Origin of the sequence: Flavobacterium ginsengiterrae (assembly GCF_039539785.1) — a bacterium.
Lineage (GTDB): Bacteria > Bacteroidota > Bacteroidia > Flavobacteriales > Flavobacteriaceae > Flavobacterium > Flavobacterium ginsengiterrae.
The window spans coordinates 1,157,785-1,175,843 of sequence record NZ_BAABDU010000004.1 but is presented as its reverse complement, the minus strand read 5'-3'; the positions used below and the strand labels follow the sequence as shown (position 1 = coordinate 1,175,843).

The following is an 18,059-nucleotide window of genomic DNA, read 5'->3' as shown; positions in this document are numbered from 1 at the left end:
AAATCTCATTAATAGCTGATTTTAAGATCATAACGTTCCTCATTAAACGTTTTTCCCCATTCCTGAACTTCTTCAGATTGAGTAAGTTCAAATCCGGCCATTTTATACATTTGAAGTGCCTTTTCCTGTAAATTTGTGGTAAGCAGAAACACATTTTTAAATTTCTTTTCTCTGCAAAAATGAACAGCATCGGTTAATAATCTTTTACCAATTCCAAGACCCCTAAAAGCAGGATCCAGAAGAAACCATCGCAGCTGCGCTTCTTCATTTGACTGATGCACAATCGCCACACAGCCTACAATTTTATTATTGTATTCCGCCATCCAGATACGGTCATTTTCGGGAGAATATTTTTCTAAGAAATCATAAAAAGTCTTGATAACATACTTTTCAAAATCAGTCGAAAAATTATATTCTTTTCCATAAATCGTTCCATGCAGATGAATGATATAGCCCACATCTCCCGGCGTAATTTCATGTCGGTAGGTTATATCTTTTCGGGCTATTTTATTTTCCGTCAGCAGGTTTCTTACAGTATGCATCGAACTAACCAAAATCTCTTTTTCAGAAGAATTTAGTTTTTCAATCTTACCTTCAATTTTATTTTCAGATTTGGTATTTAAAACAGAAAGAAGCTCATTTCCTGTATCACTCAGTTTAATATCAAAAGCACGTTTATCTTCTGCCGAAGCAACTTTTACAATTAAATTTTCCTTTAAAAAACGTTTTAAAATCCGGCTTAAATATCCTTTGTCAAGATTTAAAATTTCGGTGATTTTCTGTGCCGTTATCAGTTTGCCTTCGCTTATTTCATAAAGAATTCGTATTTCGGTTAAAGAATATTCACTGTCTAAATAATGCTGGCTTAAAATATCTAAATGTGCTGTGTAGAATCTGTTAAAACTCCTGATTTTTGAAGTTGTGGTATTCATAATTATTTAAAATTGTATTGCAGATACAAATATATAAAATTAGTTGCTTTTGTCAACTAATTTAAAAATTTATTCTAAAACTTTTGCAAAACGAATAGGGAAGATGAAAATTCCTATATTTAGAAAAAAATCTAAAAGTTATCTGAAAAACTAAATTATTGAAACCAGCTAAACCTAACCTTTCTATTTTGAACCGAAAAATTACTCAATCACTATTTATTTTAATAAATCTTGTCTTTATGAATATCTCATTTGGACAAAAAACAACAAATTTTAAAACGTACACCCAAACTGATTTCGAAAAAAATAAAGTATTTAATGAAGTATACAGTTTTTGGGATAAGGATCGAAAGAATTGGTTTTCTCCATCAAAAGATACTTTAAAAACATCCTATTTTGTAGATGCCAGAAAATATAAAGGAATTGTTAATTACGGCGTAACTTTTCGAAGTAAAACCTTTAAAAATTTTCACTTTGTTGAACATCTTTCTATGTGCTTTTTAAAAGTAGAGATTACAAAGTGCACCTATAATTTAAAAGACAGTATCGCTGATATTGAGGGTTTTGTAACCGGAAATGACGATTGGGGAGTAAATGTGATGATAAAGAGAAAAAAAGAAAAAAGTTATATAGACATCTTTTTAGGTCAAAAAACAGATACAGCAAAAGTTTGTTATCTGGGCAAAATTTTTAATAAAGATTCTGTAGATGTAAGATTTAAAAACAAAGAAGCGACTGAATTTACTGTTTTGGATACTTTTCCGGCGTTTTATTTTAAAAAGTATGCGTATTCTAAAATTTTAAAAGGAGAAAAACAGCCCTTTAAAATAAGCGGAAAAGTTTCTAAAAACACGTTACTTACCTTTGGTTCAAGTTATTCGGAAATATTCGACATAGGAACCATGATTTATGATTCTGAAAAGAATAAAGGAAATAAAATAATACGCAGAGAAAATTACGACTGCATTCCTTTAATTACAGCTAATAAACTAATTACAGACATTAAAAAAGAAGTCGCAGAAAAAAATGAAATAACATATTATACTTACACTAAAAATGCTGAAAATTATATTCTGAGCAGGCAGTTTGCCAAAGCAAAAGAAGAATACAATGTTTTAGCTCAAAATTACCCTGTTCTTTTTGCAAGAGATATTCATAATGCTGTTCGCTGTGCTGTTTTGTCAAGAGATGTAAAAGCCGCTTTTTTGTGGGGCGAAAAACTGGCTTATAAAGGCATCGATCTTCCGTATTTTAATGCTAAGATTTTTAATGGACTGAGAAAAAATCCGGATTGGAAAAACTTCAGTATTAAATATGATTCAATTGCTAAAGAAGCAAAAGCAAAATGGAATCTTCCCTTAAAAAAAGAATTAGATAATCTGCTCAATGAAGACCAGGCCGATTATGGTCTGGAAAACCGAAAAAGTGCCAAAGTATTATACGAAACAACAGAAAGAGTAACAGGAAAACTAATTGATCTGCTAAAAAAAGAAGGTTTTCCTTCTGAAGAAAAAATAGGCTGTCTTGTAGTAAAAGATACAGCTATAATATCGTTTCCTGATTTTAATGTTTTAATTCTGCATGCGATACAAAAAACACCAGAAAATTTGAAAGCTTTAAACGAACTTTTGGATAAAAGCGGTGATAATTTGGAATACGATCAAAAAAGGAACTTTAATAATACAATTGGTTATGGATCCTGTTTTCGCATTTATAAAGGCAATTTATACAGTTCAAAATCATGTTCACAAAATAACAGCGTAGAGATTAGAAAAATAAGTTTCAAATTCAATAATCCTAATGGTTTTATTATGGATTATGGTAATTTTGTAGTTGAAGCGAATGACTCTAAAGATCCAAAAGCAGTAGAAAAGGACTATAGAGATAATTATAATTTCGTCATGAAACTTACAGACGATTGGGAGTTTTATGATAAATACTAAAAAAGCACAACTTACATCATGATAAAAACGATCGAATTTATAGAGAACTTTGACTGTTATTTTCCGGATAATATTTCGAATACAGAACCGTGGAATATTGTTAATGATCTCGATACGATACTATTAAATAAAATAAAACAGCTTTCATCTGATTATAAAATTGAAGGAAACACTGCCATTCATAAAACGGCTGTTATTGAACAAGGCGTAATCTTAAAAGGAACAATTATTATTTCAGAAAACGTTTATATTGGCGCGCATGCGTATTTAAGAGGTCCAATTTTGTTGGGAAAATCAGTAAAAATTGGTCCAGGATCTGAAATTAAACAAGCTTTTATTTCTGATAATACAACAGTGGCACATTTTAATTATATTGGAAACAGCCTCATTGGTCAGAATATTAATTTTGAAGCAGGTTCAATATGTGCGAATCATTATAACGAGCGAAAAATTAAAAACATTTCTGTTGTTTATAAAGACAATATCATCAATACACATTCAGATAAATTTGGGTCATTATTGGGAGATAATTCCAGAGTAGGCGCCAATGCTGTTTTATCTCCGGGTACAATTTTGGAAAAAAACACCATTGTAAAACGTTTACAATTAATTGAGCAATTGCCTGAAAAATAAGATAGAGCGAACAGTCCAAATAATATTCCATACAAAGTGTATTCGTAGAGACGCACAGCTGTGCGTCTGCGTAAAGTATACAAACTTATTTTCCCTTCAATAAATTAATACTTACTGTTGCAGTATCAGCATCTGGAAAACGTTTAAAAACAGCTTTATCCGGAAATAATCCTGCTTCTGCAGCAATGGTATTAAAAACATCAATTTCTACAATATACTGGTCAGAAAATCCGTGAGTAGCATCATAAGCTGTAGCGGGAGTTTTACCTAAATTTTGATCCGTAAGTTTTGGATTTATGGTATGAAGCTCAATTAAAAGCAAGCCGAATTTACGCACATAAGGCGACCATTTTTGTAAATGTTCCAAAAGATTGTCTTCAACAAGATTGTTGCTGATTCTTTTTCCTTTGTAAGCAAATGCACCTGTCGAACTGCTGACTCTGCTTGCATTTATGTATTTAGGTTCCTGCCAGATTCTGTTATGATCCAGAAAAGTCCTTACATTTAAAAGGTCTTTTAAATCGATATTATAGTTTTCTTTTAGATCATTTGCCAATAAATCCGGACGTCCAATATCACCCCAGATTACTTTTGCCCAAATATCGGCTTTTATAAGATTGGCTCTTGTAACTTTTAAAGCCGTTTGGTTATAATCAGCGCCAACGAGAAATAACGGATATTCATCGAGCATTTTGCCGCGTAAAGTCTGCCTGTCGATAACTTCAAAAATATGCTGCAGGAAAGCACCGTTTCCGCATCCCATATCCAGAATTCCTTTGGGCTGTTCTTCAATAGGAAGATTAAAAAGTTTAATAAGAATTTCATCGACGACTTTAAAATACGTATCGTGAGCGCCTCCGCTTCCCCAAACGTTCATTTCGCGGTCAACATGAATTTCATTTTCACCTTCGGCGGTTTGCAGTACATTCGGATTGCCAAAAATCAGTTCTTCAATTTTGGCAAATGTGGGCAGATAAGAAACTGTAACGCCGTAAGCGCTGGCTCTTTTAGCAAAAAACAAACCCGATTCTGTAAATTGATAATTGCCGTTTTTTTCGAGAAACCAGCCCAGATGTACAAAAAAGTCTAATATTTTTTTGAAATTTTCCGGTGATTTATGAAATTCTTCGGGTCTGAAAGAAGTTTCCATAAAGTATTTATGAAACATGCCGTTCATCGCCAGACGCACAATTGTCGGACCGATTAAATAACCTTCAATATGTTTTAAAATCTGCTGCTGAATACTGTTTGTTAAAGGATCGGCAGAAGGTTCAATTCCGTATCTCGTTTTATATTTTTCAAAAATGACATTCAGTTTTTCAAAAGGCACATCTTCAAACAATCTCGGATGATATTGAATGGACAATTGAAGCAGTGCCGTAACATCTTCATAAAAATGAAACAGAGAAAAAGCTGTTTTAGTTTTTTCGTTTACAGAAATCGTAATTTCCTGTGTTTTGTTATCGACTTCATAATCCAGAAAACCCTGAGAAGCCAAAACTCTTAAACCGACATTGAGATAGCCTTCATTGGCATTAAAAACTGTAGTAAGTTCAGATAAATTGGTTTTTCCCTTATTTAAAATAAAATCTAAAACAGATTTGTTTTTAAATGCAATTGCGACCGGAGCAGTAACTAAACCGTCCAAATGCCTGAAAATAGAACTTAAAAGCTGTGATTTATCGGTCATAGTACAAAAATGAAGGTTAGTTTAAAAATAATGAATTTTTTCTTACTTAACACATGTCATTTTTGGCAGATTTCGTTTTAGGGTTTGGTTTTAAAAAATTGAGCAGAAGACGCACAGCAGTGCTTTTATACGATATATTTTGTGTTGAAATCGATTTTTAATTAGCACATTTTTTACCGTAGAGACGCACTGCTGTGCGTCTACACAACTTTTTTTACAATGCTTTATATGCAGAAACAAGCTTATCCAGAAACTCAAAAAGTTTCGTATTCATTTCGCTGAAATCATAAGAAAGAATCGTTTCAGGGTTTTGGACAAACTTGTATTTTTTGCTTTTTGAAACCAAATCATCTTCACTTTCAATTAGAAGCGAAACGACTTCTGTTGTTAATTCCATGTGACATTGAAAACCGTATACAAGATTAGAATACGAAACAATCTGAGCTGGACAGCCTTCGCTAAAAGCTAAAACTTTACTTTCCGGAGTCAGTCCCGGCATATCGTTGTGCCAGTGTCCCACATTTAAAAGAGAACCAAAATGATTTATTTTTTCATCTTTTTTGCCTTCTTCCGTTAATGTAATTGGAAAAACACCAATTTCTTTTTCTGGACTGTGATTAAATTTTGCGCCAAGTGCCTGGCCAATTAACTGCGAACCCAAACATACACCTACAACTGCTTTTTTTGCAGAAATACATTTTTGAATTAAAGCCATTTCGGCATCAGCATTAAAATGAGGGCATTCTTCGAGTGTTGTATCCGGGCTCTGCGGTCCGCCCATAACAATCAGCAGATCTATAAAATCTGCCGAATCCGGAAGCGGATCGTTTTGGTAAACTTTAGAAAATGATATTGTATAATTTCTGTCTTTGGCCCAGTTTAGATATGCTCCCGGAGCTTCAAATGTTTCGTGCTGTATGAAATGTATGTTCATCGTCTAAAGTTTACTGCAAATTTAATTTAATTAGAGATTTTTGAATAGTCCACTTTTTTATTTTGTAGATATACCAGCAAACATTTTTGCCCATTTTTGTTTTGTAGAGACGCACTGCAGTGCGTCTTATGCGCAAAGCATATTCGTTATCGACATTCGTTGTGTAGACGCACTGCAGTGCGCCTCTACAGATATTCTTTGTGTTTTTTTTACCATTTTACAACAAACATCCACGTGACTGAAAACTGAAAACTGCGACTGTAAACCGAATATTACCTGTTCATCGCAATGTATTCAGAAGGCGTCATTGTAAAATGTTTCTGAAAATTACGTCCAAAACTCGTCTGCGATTTGTAACCCACCATTTCTGCGATTTCATACATTTTGTAATTTTCATTGAGAAGCAGTTCGGCGGCACGTTTTAGACGTACAATATTTATGAGTTCATTCGGACTTAAATTCGAAATATCTTTAATTTTTCGGTACAAAGTCGAACGGCTCATGTTCATAATTTCGGCGAGCGATTCTACGCTTAAATCCGGATCGGTTATATTTTTCAGGATTTCTTCGTCTAATTTTTTCAGGAATTTTTCGTCGGTTTTATTATGGGCAATGCTTTTAATATGCGAAAGCGGCGAACTCGCATAATAATTCATAATCTGTTTTCGGTTCTCGATCAAATTATTCGCCTGAACTTTTAAATAATCCATTGAAAAAGGTTTTGCGATATAGGCATCGGCACCTACTTCAAGACCGTCGATCTGCGATTTCAGCGAGTTTTTGGCTGTAAGCAGAATCACCGGAATATGACTCGTTTCGAGATTCGTTTTGATTTCTTTACACAACGTGATTCCGTCCATAACCGGCATCGAAACATCGCTTATTACAAGCTGGATATTTTCGTTATGAATAATTTTTAAAGCATTTTCGCCGTTATCTGCCTTAAAAATGGTGTAATGTGAAGAAAGTTCGGTGGTAATAAAATGCAGTAAATCTTCATTGTCTTCTACAACCAAAACCTGCGTTTTTTCATCTTTATTTTCAATAGAAGCAATCGTTTCGGTTTCGATTTCTTCTTTTTCAGGTTCGTTGTAAAACATAAATTCTTCTTCCTGACGAAGCGGTACAATAAGTTCGAAAATATTCATTTTTACATCCGGCACTAATTGCAGGTTTCCATTATGCAATTGTGCCAGCGAATACGCCAGCGAAAGCCCGATTCCGGTTCCCGAAGTCGTATCATTATTATCAACCCTGAAAAACGGTTCGAATATCTTATCTTTTAAATGAAATGGGATAAGATTTCCGTCATTTTTCACAGTTAAGGTCAGTTTTTTTTCATCTCTAAAAAGCGTTATCGAAACCTTATCTTTTGAGTATTTAATAGCGTTATTCATTAAATTGCTCAGAATTTTTTTGAACGCTTCTTTATCTACAAAAGCAAAAATGTCTTTTTCGCCCAGTTCGAGTTCAAACTCAATGCCGCGTTCTTCAATTAACTGGCTGAAACGCAAATGTAAATTGCGGACCATTGACGAAATATTGGCTTCCACGAAAGTAAGTTTCAAACCGCCGATTTCTGATTTACGGAAATCCAGTAATTCATTTACGAGTTTTAATAATCGCGAAGTATTTTTCTTCATGATCGAAAGATTCTGCGGTACCTCAGCCGACTGATATTCCATTGCCAGAAGTTTTTCCAAAGGACCTTTTATAAGTGTAAGCGGCGTTCTGATTTCGTGTGCGACATTGGTAAAAAAGTCAATTTTTGCCTGATAGATTTCTTTTTCTTTTTCGTCGTTAAGGTGTTTTATTTTTCGGTTATTTTTAATTTCCGTCAGATTATTAGAATAGCGGATTATATAATACAACGAACCGCAGATAAGCAGAAAATAGAAAAAATACGCATAATTGCTCGCCCAAAACGGAGGCAGGATTCTGATTTTTAATTCGACTTCTTTGCTCCAAACGCCAAAACTGTTCAGCGATTTTACTTTAAAAACATAATCGCCCGGTGCGAGTTCAGTAAAAAATACTTTGTTATTTCTTTCCAGATAAACCCAGTCGTTGTTTACATTTTCGAGTTTATACCAATATTCCGTCAGTTCCGGCGCGGTGTAATTTAAAGAAGCAAATTCTAAATTAAACGAAGCCTGATTATTATCGAGTTCAAGTTCATCAATATGCGAAATTGAATTTTGAAGCGGCGAGTCATTTTCGTTTACATCAATATCTTTATTATTAATCTGAAGATTGGTAATAAAAATAGAAGGCGTGTATTTGTTTTTCGTGAAATTTTTTGGATTGAAGCTGATCATTCCGTTTAGATTTCCAAAATACATATCGCCGTTTGCATCCTTAAATGCCGATGCATAATTAAACTGATCGCTTAATAAACCATTTGCCGTTGTATAGATTTTTACACCTTTATGATCTGGACTAAACTGCACGAGACCTTTTGAAGTTGTAAGCCATAAATTCTTGCTGTTATCTTCTAAAATAGAATATACAACATTGCTTGGAAGTCCGTTTTTGGTTGTGAATTTTTTAAAAGTTCGTGTTTTTTTATCGAATAAATTCAGTCCGTTTTCAGTCGCAAACCAAAGATTTTTCGAACTGTCTTCAAAAATATAATTGATCGAATTGTTGCTTATTCCTTTTGCGTTTTTATAATCATAAATAAAAACTTCTCTTTTATCTGATTTCGGATTGTAATAAAACAAACCGTCGCGGTAACTTCCTGCCCAGAGATTTCCGTCGCTGTCTTCTTTATAAGTCGTGTAATGTGTTGTTTCTGGAAAAGTTTTCAAAATGTCAAAAACATCTTTCTGCTCGTTGTAGCGGTACAATCCCATTGTGGTAATAACAATTAATTCATCTTTTTTGGTTTCATAAAAAGAAAAAATAAAATTGCTGTGCAGTCCCGTTGACGGATTATTGGCGCTGTAATGCTTAATTACATTTCCGGAATTTCGGTCTAAAACATCCAGACCATGCTCAAAAGTTCCAATCCAGATTTTATCTTTTCTGGGCATTAAAGCATGAATATTATAATAAGAAACACTGTTTTTACTTCCGTTTGGTAAATACGAAGTAAAAGTCTGCGTTTTTGGATTAAAACGGTTTAAGCCCGAATCTTCGGTTCCAATCCAGAGATCGCCGTGATCGTCTTTATGAATTTCTCGCACGGCGCTGCCGCTGATGGAGTTTTGACCCTTTTGCGGAAAATATTTTTTAAACTGCGTATATTGTTTTTGATGATAGTTTATACCGCCAAAATAAGTTCCAATCCAGACTCCGTTTTCTTTGTCAATCGTAATGCAATACGCGGCATTATCTGAAACGGCATACGGATCGTTGTAATTTTTTCTAAGATTAACGCTTGTTTTGGTTATGAGATTATAAACATAAATTCCGGATTCGCTTGCAATCCAGAGTTCGCAGTTGTCTTTCTTTTTAAACTGGCGCACATAAACCGGATTTTTGCCCGAAAAATTGAGACTTACAGTTGTTTTGTTTTTTATGTTGTACATTAAAACTCCGTCGTCCTGAGTTCCAATTACAATATTATTTTTATCCAAAGCATAAATGGTCGTAATTCTAAAATTAGATGAACCGGCCGGAGGCGTAACCGGAATATTTTCAAACGAAAGACTTTCTTCAGAATAGCGGAATACTTTATTTAAAGAAGAAGCCCAGATTTCGCCATTGGCATCGCGTGAAATCGAAGTGGCAATAAAGTATTTATTTGGGTTAAAAGTTTTGGTTTCTTTTTTAATGGTCGAATACTTATATAGAATGTTTCCCGAAACAAACCATATATTGCCGTATTTATCGTGATTAATATCGTTTATACGATCGTTAATAGCTTCATTTAAAACCGTAAACTGATCGGTTTTTTTATTGTATTGATATAAACCTTTATCTGTTCCTACCCAAATTGTTCCTTTATATTCATGCAGCGACTGTATATAATTGCTCCCCAGCGAGTGAATAGGATCGAGATTGCTTCTGTAGGTTTTAAAACGATATCCGTCGAAACGGTTTAAACCATCTTTTGTTCCAAACCACATAAAACCATCTTCGTCCTGTAAAGAGGTCAAAACGGTGTTGTTAGAAAGTCCCTCTTCAACCTGAAAATGTTTAAAATAATATTCCTGCGCGTGAATAATATTTATTGAAAAAATCGAAAAAAATACAAAAAGAAAGAATTTACGCATAGTTGTGTTTTTTATGATAAAACGAAGGCTTCTTCAAATCGTGTCAAAATTCTACAAAATGTTGCAAGCCTTTATTTATTTGACCTTTTTTATACAATTTGAATCATTTGAGATAGAAATTGACACAAATGAAGCATTTTATTTTGAATTAAAATCACCTATTTTGAGTTTTCAAATAAATGATATTGATAATTTTTAAGCCAAAAAAATATACAATCAATAAAAGTGAGTTTGAAAAAATACACCATTAATAATTTTGAATTAAAATGAACACATTATTATTAGGGAGCAATATAAATTCTTTATTTGCCCGCATCAGAGACGACTAGAATTCGCAAAAAAACAAATGTAACACCAACCAAAAAAGAAAACTATCTAAATGACAAATCAATGAAAACAAAGTTCACTCAAATGTTAAAGCAGAGATACTACCTCTTGTTTTTCTTTAGTTTATTATTACAACAATCGTATGCACAACAGCAAATAACCATAACGGGAAAAGTTGCTTCTGCCACAGGAGAATCGATTCCGTTTGCTAACGTTGTGATTAAAGGAACAAAAAACGGCGCAGTTACAGATTTTGACGGAACGTACAAAATCGCTGCAGCTTCAAACCAAACACTTGTTTTTAGTTCGCAGGGCTATAAAACAACAGAAATCGCTATTAACAGCAAAACTTCTATAAATGTAACTTTAGAAGAAGATGCCATGAAACTCGACGAAATTGTAGTCGTAGGTTATGGTTCTCAACAGAAAAAAGACCTTACGGGGGCAGTTTCTTTAGTAAAACCAGAAGAAATCCAGAAACGTCAGGTTACTACAATTGCCGACGGATTACAAGGTTTAGTTACCGGAGTTAAAGTTCGCGGAGGCGGGCGTCCGGGACAAGAAGCCAATGTGGAAATCCGTGGTTTAAAGAACCTTCAAAATACAAATCCATTATATGTAATCGATGGTTTGGTAACTTCTGCAAATCGTGATTTTAACCCAAATGATATCGAAAGCATTCAGGTTTTAAAAGATGCATCGGCAGCAGCTATTTACGGTTCGAGAGCAGCAAATGGTGTCATTATTATTACGACTAAAAAAGGAAAAAAAGGACCGCTTAAAGTTGAACTTTCTGCAAAAAGCAGTTTTATGGTTATGCCTCGTTACGACTTAATGGGAACCGAAGAATTTGCAAAATATAACAACATGGCGTATGATAATGCCGGACTTCCAAGACAAAACCTGAATATGGCGGTCGATACAGACTGGCAGGATGCAGTTTTTAAAACAGGAATGATGCAGGATTACAATGCAAGTTTTTCTGGTGGAAGTGATAATTCGTCTTTCTTTATGTCAGGAAATTATTTTGGAAATGAAGGAACGGTTGTGGGAACTGATTTTGACAGAATTTCATTCCGTGTAAATTCAAGCGGTACAAAAGGAATTTTCAGTATTGGAGAAAACATCGCAATCAGTAATTCTAAAACAGATGAAATGTCTGGAAACCCAATTATTGATGTGTATAGAATGACGCCTACAATTCCGCTTTACGATCCGTCTAACCCAGGCGGTTATGGTTACGGAAAACAAGGTGTTGCAGATACTTTTGGAACAAATCCTCTGGCACTTGCTGATTTTTCTAACACAACAAATGAAAATTTCAGAATTAGAGGAAACATCTGGTCAGAATTAAAATTCGTTCCGTGGTTAAAATACCGTTTCAATTTTGGATACGAGACTAGTTTTGATTCGTATAAATACATGAGAAAAAAAGGAAGCTGGACATTAAATCAACCGATAGATCCTTCTCAGACAGATCAAAATAAAGGAAGATCACAAACCATGTTGTTTGAAAATACGCTGACTTTCAAAAAAGAATTTGGTAAACATGACATTTCTATTTTAGTAGGGCAGACCTATCAGGAAGATACTTACGACCAGATTTACGGAACAAAAAGAAATCTTCCTATGAATTCAGGAACAGGTCAGTATTATGAAGTTTTAAATCAGGGAGATTCGCCGGTAGTAGGCGGTTTTATAAACGAAGCGGCTTTAACTTCATATTTAGGAAGATTAGAATACAATTATGATAATCGCTATTTATTTAATGCGGTAATCAGACGCGACGGATCATCAAAATTCAGCGATGGCAATAAATGGGGTAATTTCCCTTCGCTTTCTGCAGGATGGAGAATCAGCAACGAATCATTCTTTAAATCAGAATTTATTAAAGATTTAAAATTAAGAGCAAGTTACGGAGAGTTAGGTTCTGGAAATATTAGAGAATATGAATCCAGAAGTTTCGTAAACAATTTTGGTCAGATTGTATTAGGTAAAGATCAAAATTTATATCCGTCAGCAACTCAGGTAAAATTATCAAACTCGCAATTACGCTGGGAAAAATTAAAACAAACCAACGTTGGATTAGACTTAGGAGTTTTAAATAATGATCTGCGTTTAACGGCTGATTATTTCATTGCCCGTACCGAAGATGTATTATTTGGTTTCCCAATTTTATTAACGACTGGTAACGACGGCGGAAATCCAATCTCAAACGCTGCGACTGTAGAAAATAAAGGTTTTGAATTAGAATTGGCTTACAGCAAAAAAATCAACGAATTTTCATTTAATGCTTCTGTAAACTTCACAAAAGTAAACAACAAACTGGTTTCTTTAGGTAACGGCCAAAACGAAAACATTATTGGAAACACCATGACACGAAGCGGAAAACCAGTGGGAATGTGGTATGTACTGCAGACAGATGGATTATTCCAGTCTCAGGACGAAATTAATAACTACAAAAATGCAAATGGAAAAGTAATTATGCCAAATGCTGTTCCGGGAGATATTCGTTTTAAAGATGTTAACGGTGACGGACAAATTACAAACGAAGACAAATCAGTTGTGGGAAGTCCGTGGCCGGAATTTGAAATGGGATTAAACGCCGGAGCAGAATACAAAGGTTTTGATTTTTCTATGAACTGGATTGCTTCTCACGGAGCGACTGTTTATAACGGATTTAGAAGTGTTGTAGATCGTTTTGACGATAACAGTAACTACAGAAAAGGTATTCAGCCCTGGACACCGGAAAACCCAAATACTGATTTTCCTAGAGTTACAAAAGGTTCAACTTTAAACTCAAGAGGAGACAGCGACCGTTTCTTAGAAAGCGGTGATTTTATCAGACTGAAATACATTGGTTTTGGATATAATCTGCCGGATAGTGTTCTTAAAAACTCGGGTATTTCAAGAGCAAGATTAACCTTGTCAGCACAAAATATTATCACGATTACTAAATACAAAGGTTTAGATCCTGAGTTTAGCAATACAGGCGATAATAGAATTTTTGAACGAGGTGTAGATAACGGTTCTTTCCCAAATCTTAAGACATATTCTTTTGGTGTAGAGTTTAGCTTTTAATTAAAAAAAACAGCGTAATGAAAAAAATAATAATAATAACAGCAGCTTTTTTAGGTCTTGTTTTTACAGCTTGTGAAAACGAATTAGATCTAAACAGTCCAAATGATATAACAGTAGATCAATATTGGAAAACAGAAAGTGATGCACAAGCCGGTGTAAACTCAATTTATGCCATGTTTTATAAAGATGGATTGTGGGCAAGATGGATTTATTTCCGTTTAGACCTTACATCTGACGAAGGTTACAGCGTAAGTCCGTGGACGGAATTAGCAGACTGGACGAGATTTAATTACATCAATTATAATTTTTGGGAAGGAAATGCCGTAACATGGAGAGATACTTACAAAGCCATTTTTAGATGTAATCAGGTTTTAGCAAATGTGCCGAATATTGCATTTCAAAATGAAGATGATAAAAAGAAAATTATTGCACAGGCTAAATTTTTTAGAGCATTACATTACTATTATGCAGCTGTAATTTGGGAAGATATTCCGTTGGTTTTAGAACCTTCTACACCTGCCGATTTACCTCAGCAAAAAAAGGTTGACGAAATCTGGGCTCAAATCGAAAAAGATTTAAATGAAGCTTACGAAGATCTGCCAAGAGACTGGTCATCAGATCAGTTAGGAAGACCGGATAAAGGAGCAGCAAAAGCATTTCTTGCTAAAACATACATGCAGCAGCACAAATGGCCAGAAGCAAAAGCAGCGCTGGAATATTTAATTACCGGAGCAGGAGCAAAGTACAGCTTAGTTGCTAATTACAGAGATAACTTTACAGATGTAAACGAAAACAACAGCGAATCTGTTTTTGAAATTCAGTTTGGAGATCAAAGAAAAGGAGGAACTGATGAAGCACAAAATGCAGCAGTTTCCAGCAACCGTTCTCAATTTTTTGCCCCAAGAGGAATTGGATGGTCAGACGGACAAGCTCGTTTATGGTTAGTAAATGCTTTTAAAGAAGAAAAAAATAAAGACGGCAACTTAGATACCCGTTTAAGATGGACTTTATATTATCCGCAGTTACTAGCTGATTTTGGAGACAAAACATACGATAGAAATTGGGAATGGAATAACGATGAAGCATGGTTTAGAAAAGGAAGCCGTGACTATTACAGAAATAATGAAGATTATTACAATCAGGTTAATTACAGATTAGTTCGTTATGGTGATATTTTATTACGCTACGCCGAAGTTTTAAATGAATTAGGAAATACTTCAGATGCTTACCAGTATGTTGACCAGGTAAGAGCTCGTGTTAATATGAACAATCTTGCTGTTGCGCATCCTGAAATTGGAAACGATCACGATAAATTCTTAGAGCGTTTAAAAATGGAAAGAGTTTTAGAATTATGCGGAGAAAGTGTTCGATGGGAAGATTTAAAACGCTGGGGAGACTTAAATTCTCAGACTGCTGTTGATAAAATTGCACTTCGCGATCCTGATTTTAAAAACTTCACAGTTGGTAAAAATCACAGAATGCCAATTCCGCAGAGTGACGTAGATAATAACCCAAATCTGGAGCAGAACTCCGGATACTAAAAACTGAATTTTTGAGGGAATCAGAAACAAAAAATCTGATTCCCTTATCATAAAGAACGATTGTTCATAACATAACAACATTTATAATGAGAAAGGTAAAATTGTGTCTGACATTTATGTTAGCAGGGCTTCTATTGCTTAGCTGTAACAACAAAAAAAATAATCCTGAAGAAAATAAAAACGAAACCGTTTCCGTAGAAAAAAGAGAAATCTGGACTAAAGATCAGGCCAATAAATGGTATGCAGAACAGCCTTGGTTAGTGGGCGCAAATTATTCTCCCGCCACAGCGATAAATCAGTTAGAAATGTGGCAGGAAGATACTTTTGATCCTAAAAGAATTGACCTTGAATTAGGCTGGGCAGAAGATTTAGGCATGAACGTTATGCGTGTTTATCTGCACGATTTACTGCACGAACAAGATGCGGAAGGACTTTACAAACGCATGGATACTTTTTTAGGAATTGCTGATAAACACCATATTAAAACACTTTTTGTTTTGTTTGATTCCTGCTGGGATCCGTTTCCAGCTTTAGGAAAACAACGCGCTCCAAAACCGCACACACACAACTCAGGCTGGGTGCAGAGTCCGGGACAAAAAGTATTGCAGGATAAAACGCAATATCCTCGTTTAGAGAAATATGTGAAAGAAACGGTAGCCAAATTTAAAGATGACAATCGTATTTTAGGATGGGACGTTTGGAACGAACCGGATAACATGACAGGACCATCTTACGAAAAAGTAGAAATTAAAAATAAAGTCGATTTGATTCTGCCTCTTTTAAAAGATGTTTTTGTTTGGGCAAGAGAGAGCAATCCGTCACAGCCATTAACTTCAGGAGTTTGGACTGGCGACTGGAGCGACGAAGCTAAAATGAAACCAATGCACAAAATGCAGATCGAACAGTCTGATATTGTTTCTTTCCATAATTATGATAAACCGCAGGATTTCGAAAGAGTGGTAAAACAATTACAACGTTACGGAAAACCATTAATCTGTACAGAATATATGGCAAGACCAAACGGAAGTACTTTTGAAGGATTTTTACCATTGGCAAAAAAATACAATGTAGGAATGATTAACTGGGGATTTGTTGATGGAAAAACACAAACCAAATATGCCTGGGACAGCTGGACAAAAACATATACTGCCGAACCAAAATTATGGTTTCACGAAGTACTTCATACAGACGGAACACCATACATAAAAGCTGAAACCGATTTGATTAAAAAAATGACTTCGGAAGCAAATAAGAAGAATTAAAATAGTTTTTGCCACAGATTTCACAGATTAGAAGGATTTAAATTTTTTGCAGCGAAAAATATATCCCAAGGTTTCAATCTTGAAATCTTAGGTTATGTTAAAAAATCATTTTAATCTGTGAAATCTGTGGCAAAAAAAACAGTAAAAATTAGTGGAATTCGTGGCGAAAAAAAACTTCTAAACCTTTTAGCATCATGAAAAAAATCACCATAAAAAAACTCCTTTTAGCAACAATTTTGGTTTGTTTTTCTGCGAAAGCACAACAGCCAGATCCGCCGGGGCAGGTAAAAGGAAACGAAAAACCCAAAAATGAAGCCTATCTTTTTGCACACATGACGCATAATGATTACGGCAGATTATATTATTCAGTAAGTTTAGACGGACTGCATTGGGAAAACCTCAACAGCGGTAAACGCGTTTTTGAAGAATACAAAGGACATCCGGATATCTGCAAAGGCCCAGACGGAAAATATTACATCGCAGGAAACACAGGCGACGATGCAAAAGCCATTAATATCTGGGTTTCAGATGATTTAATCACCTGGAAAAAACATTCAGATTATACACCAGATTTAAAAAGCACACCAGATTATTCAAACGCTTTACAGCGAATTGGTGCGCCAAAATTGTATTATGATGAACCTTCGGGAAAATTCATCATGACATGGCACACGCCGCATCTTGAAGGAACAAAAGAAGATGGAGAACGTTACTGGGCAAGCCAGCGTACGTTGTATGTTTTATCTAAAGATTTAAAAACTTTCGAAGGAACTCCAAAACGTTTATTCGATTGGGACATGGGAACCATTGATGTTTTTATTCGCAAAGTAGGCGATTCTTACTATGCCGTAATTAAAGACGAAACCTACCCAACATTGTACTGGACAACCGGAAAAACCATCCGAATTGCCAAATCGAAATCGCTTTTAGGGCCTTATTCTTTGCCTCAGCAATCTATCAGTCCCAACTTTAGAGAAGCTCCAATGTTGATTCCTTCTCCAGATGATAAAATTTGGTACATGTATTACGAACAATATCCGGGAGTTTCATACGGATTATCGATTGCAGATAACCTAAACGGACCTTGGTTTCAAGCCTCAGGTTACACTTTTTTCTCAGACTGGGATAAATACAGTCTTCCTGAAAAAGTACGCCACGGCTGTATGATTACAATCTCTAAAAAAGAATATGACAATCTCGTAAAGAAATTCGGGATTGTAAAAGATGTTAGAAATAAAAAGTAAAAACAGGAAGCTAAAGGTTAGATGTTAGAAGTTTTGTTTTTTGAGTTAATAGGCAATTGGATATCTAATCGGAAAAAATAGTATCCCTCTAACATCTAACCTTTATCATCTCGCATTTTACTATAAAAATATGGTTAGTTAAGTTAGTTTAAGTGTTTGCAATTACCAGATTTATGTGGAAATAAGTCTGGTAATTCATTTTGATTAAAAAGAAGCATTGCAATAAATATTTTCAACATATAAGTCATATAA

The 18,059-nt window shown here is 34.7% G+C and carries 10 protein-coding genes; 6 read left to right on the top strand and 4 right to left on the bottom strand.

What is annotated here, in order from left to right; translation table 11 throughout:
- Positions 1-8 precede the first annotated feature (8 nt).
- On the bottom strand, positions 9-932 hold the full coding sequence (locus ABD859_RS15585) for a bifunctional helix-turn-helix transcriptional regulator/GNAT family N-acetyltransferase (RefSeq protein ID WP_345145509.1): 924 nt from the start codon (positions 930-932) through the stop codon (positions 9-11).
- 239 nt (positions 933-1,171) lie between these two features.
- Between ABD859_RS15585 and ABD859_RS15580 the strand changes: the two genes are divergently transcribed.
- Both ABD859_RS15580 and ABD859_RS15575 read left to right on the top strand, forming a co-directional pair.
- Entirely contained in the window at positions 1,172-2,875 is a 1,704-nt protein-coding gene (locus ABD859_RS15580) for a hypothetical protein (RefSeq protein ID WP_345145508.1), read from the top strand.
- Between the two features lie 18 nt (positions 2,876-2,893).
- Positions 2,894-3,508, top strand: coding sequence for a DapH/DapD/GlmU-related protein (locus tag ABD859_RS15575; protein ID WP_345145507.1), 615 nt, complete (start codon positions 2,894-2,896; stop codon positions 3,506-3,508).
- A gap of 85 nt (positions 3,509-3,593) precedes the next feature.
- Here the strand turns inward: ABD859_RS15575 and ABD859_RS15570 are convergent, their stop codons facing one another.
- From ABD859_RS15570 to ABD859_RS15560, 3 genes are all read right to left on the bottom strand, one after another.
- Positions 3,594-5,198, bottom strand: coding sequence for a class I SAM-dependent methyltransferase (locus tag ABD859_RS15570; protein WP_345145506.1), 1,605 nt, complete (start codon positions 5,196-5,198; stop codon positions 3,594-3,596).
- Between the two features lie 214 nt (positions 5,199-5,412).
- Positions 5,413-6,132, bottom strand: a complete 720-nt coding sequence (locus tag ABD859_RS15565) for a type 1 glutamine amidotransferase (RefSeq protein ID WP_345145505.1) — start codon at positions 6,130-6,132, stop codon at positions 5,413-5,415.
- Between the two features lie 272 nt (positions 6,133-6,404).
- The gene (locus tag ABD859_RS15560) at positions 6,405-10,352 is read right to left on the bottom strand and encodes a hybrid sensor histidine kinase/response regulator transcription factor (protein WP_345145504.1); all 3,948 of its coding nucleotides are present in this window, start codon (positions 10,350-10,352) and stop codon (positions 6,405-6,407) included.
- Positions 10,353-10,742: 390 nt separating this feature from the next.
- On the opposite strand from ABD859_RS15560, the gene ABD859_RS15555 reads away from it, so the two are divergent.
- From ABD859_RS15555 to ABD859_RS15540, 4 genes are all read left to right on the top strand, one after another.
- The gene (locus tag ABD859_RS15555; RefSeq protein ID WP_345145503.1) at positions 10,743-13,760 is read left to right on the top strand and encodes a SusC/RagA family TonB-linked outer membrane protein; all 3,018 of its coding nucleotides are present in this window, start codon (positions 10,743-10,745) and stop codon (positions 13,758-13,760) included.
- Between the two features lie 17 nt (positions 13,761-13,777).
- Entirely contained in the window at positions 13,778-15,301 is a 1,524-nt protein-coding gene (locus ABD859_RS15550; RefSeq protein WP_345145502.1) for a RagB/SusD family nutrient uptake outer membrane protein, read from the top strand.
- Between the two features lie 86 nt (positions 15,302-15,387).
- Positions 15,388-16,563, top strand: a complete 1,176-nt coding sequence (locus ABD859_RS15545; RefSeq protein ID WP_345145501.1) for a glycoside hydrolase 5 family protein — start codon at positions 15,388-15,390, stop codon at positions 16,561-16,563.
- A 194-nt stretch (positions 16,564-16,757) separates the two neighbouring features.
- Positions 16,758-17,807, top strand: coding sequence for a glycoside hydrolase family 43 protein (locus ABD859_RS15540; protein ID WP_345145500.1), 1,050 nt, complete (start codon positions 16,758-16,760; stop codon positions 17,805-17,807).
- Positions 17,808-18,059 lie beyond the last annotated feature (252 nt).

What these genes read in the sequence shown, in the direction of transcription:
- ABD859_RS15560 (WP_345145504.1), bottom strand. Translation starts at nt 10,352, where the DNA reads ATGCGTAAATTCTTTCTTTTTGTATTTTTTTCGATTTTTTCAATAAAT.
- ABD859_RS15570 (WP_345145506.1), bottom strand. Translation starts at nt 5,198, where the DNA reads ATGACCGATAAATCACAGCTTTTAAGTTCTATTTTCAGGCATTTGGAC.
- ABD859_RS15580 (WP_345145508.1), top strand. Translation starts at nt 1,172, where the DNA reads ATGAATATCTCATTTGGACAAAAAACAACAAATTTTAAAACGTACACC.
- ABD859_RS15585 (WP_345145509.1), bottom strand. Translation starts at nt 932, where the DNA reads ATGAATACCACAACTTCAAAAATCAGGAGTTTTAACAGATTCTACACA.
- ABD859_RS15540 (WP_345145500.1), top strand. Translation starts at nt 16,758, where the DNA reads ATGAAAAAAATCACCATAAAAAAACTCCTTTTAGCAACAATTTTGGTT.
- ABD859_RS15555 (WP_345145503.1), top strand. Translation starts at nt 10,743, where the DNA reads ATGAAAACAAAGTTCACTCAAATGTTAAAGCAGAGATACTACCTCTTG.
- ABD859_RS15575 (WP_345145507.1), top strand. Translation starts at nt 2,894, where the DNA reads ATGATAAAAACGATCGAATTTATAGAGAACTTTGACTGTTATTTTCCG.
- ABD859_RS15545 (WP_345145501.1), top strand. Translation starts at nt 15,388, where the DNA reads ATGAGAAAGGTAAAATTGTGTCTGACATTTATGTTAGCAGGGCTTCTA.
- ABD859_RS15565 (WP_345145505.1), bottom strand. Translation starts at nt 6,132, where the DNA reads ATGAACATACATTTCATACAGCACGAAACATTTGAAGCTCCGGGAGCA.
- ABD859_RS15550 (WP_345145502.1), top strand. Translation starts at nt 13,778, where the DNA reads ATGAAAAAAATAATAATAATAACAGCAGCTTTTTTAGGTCTTGTTTTT.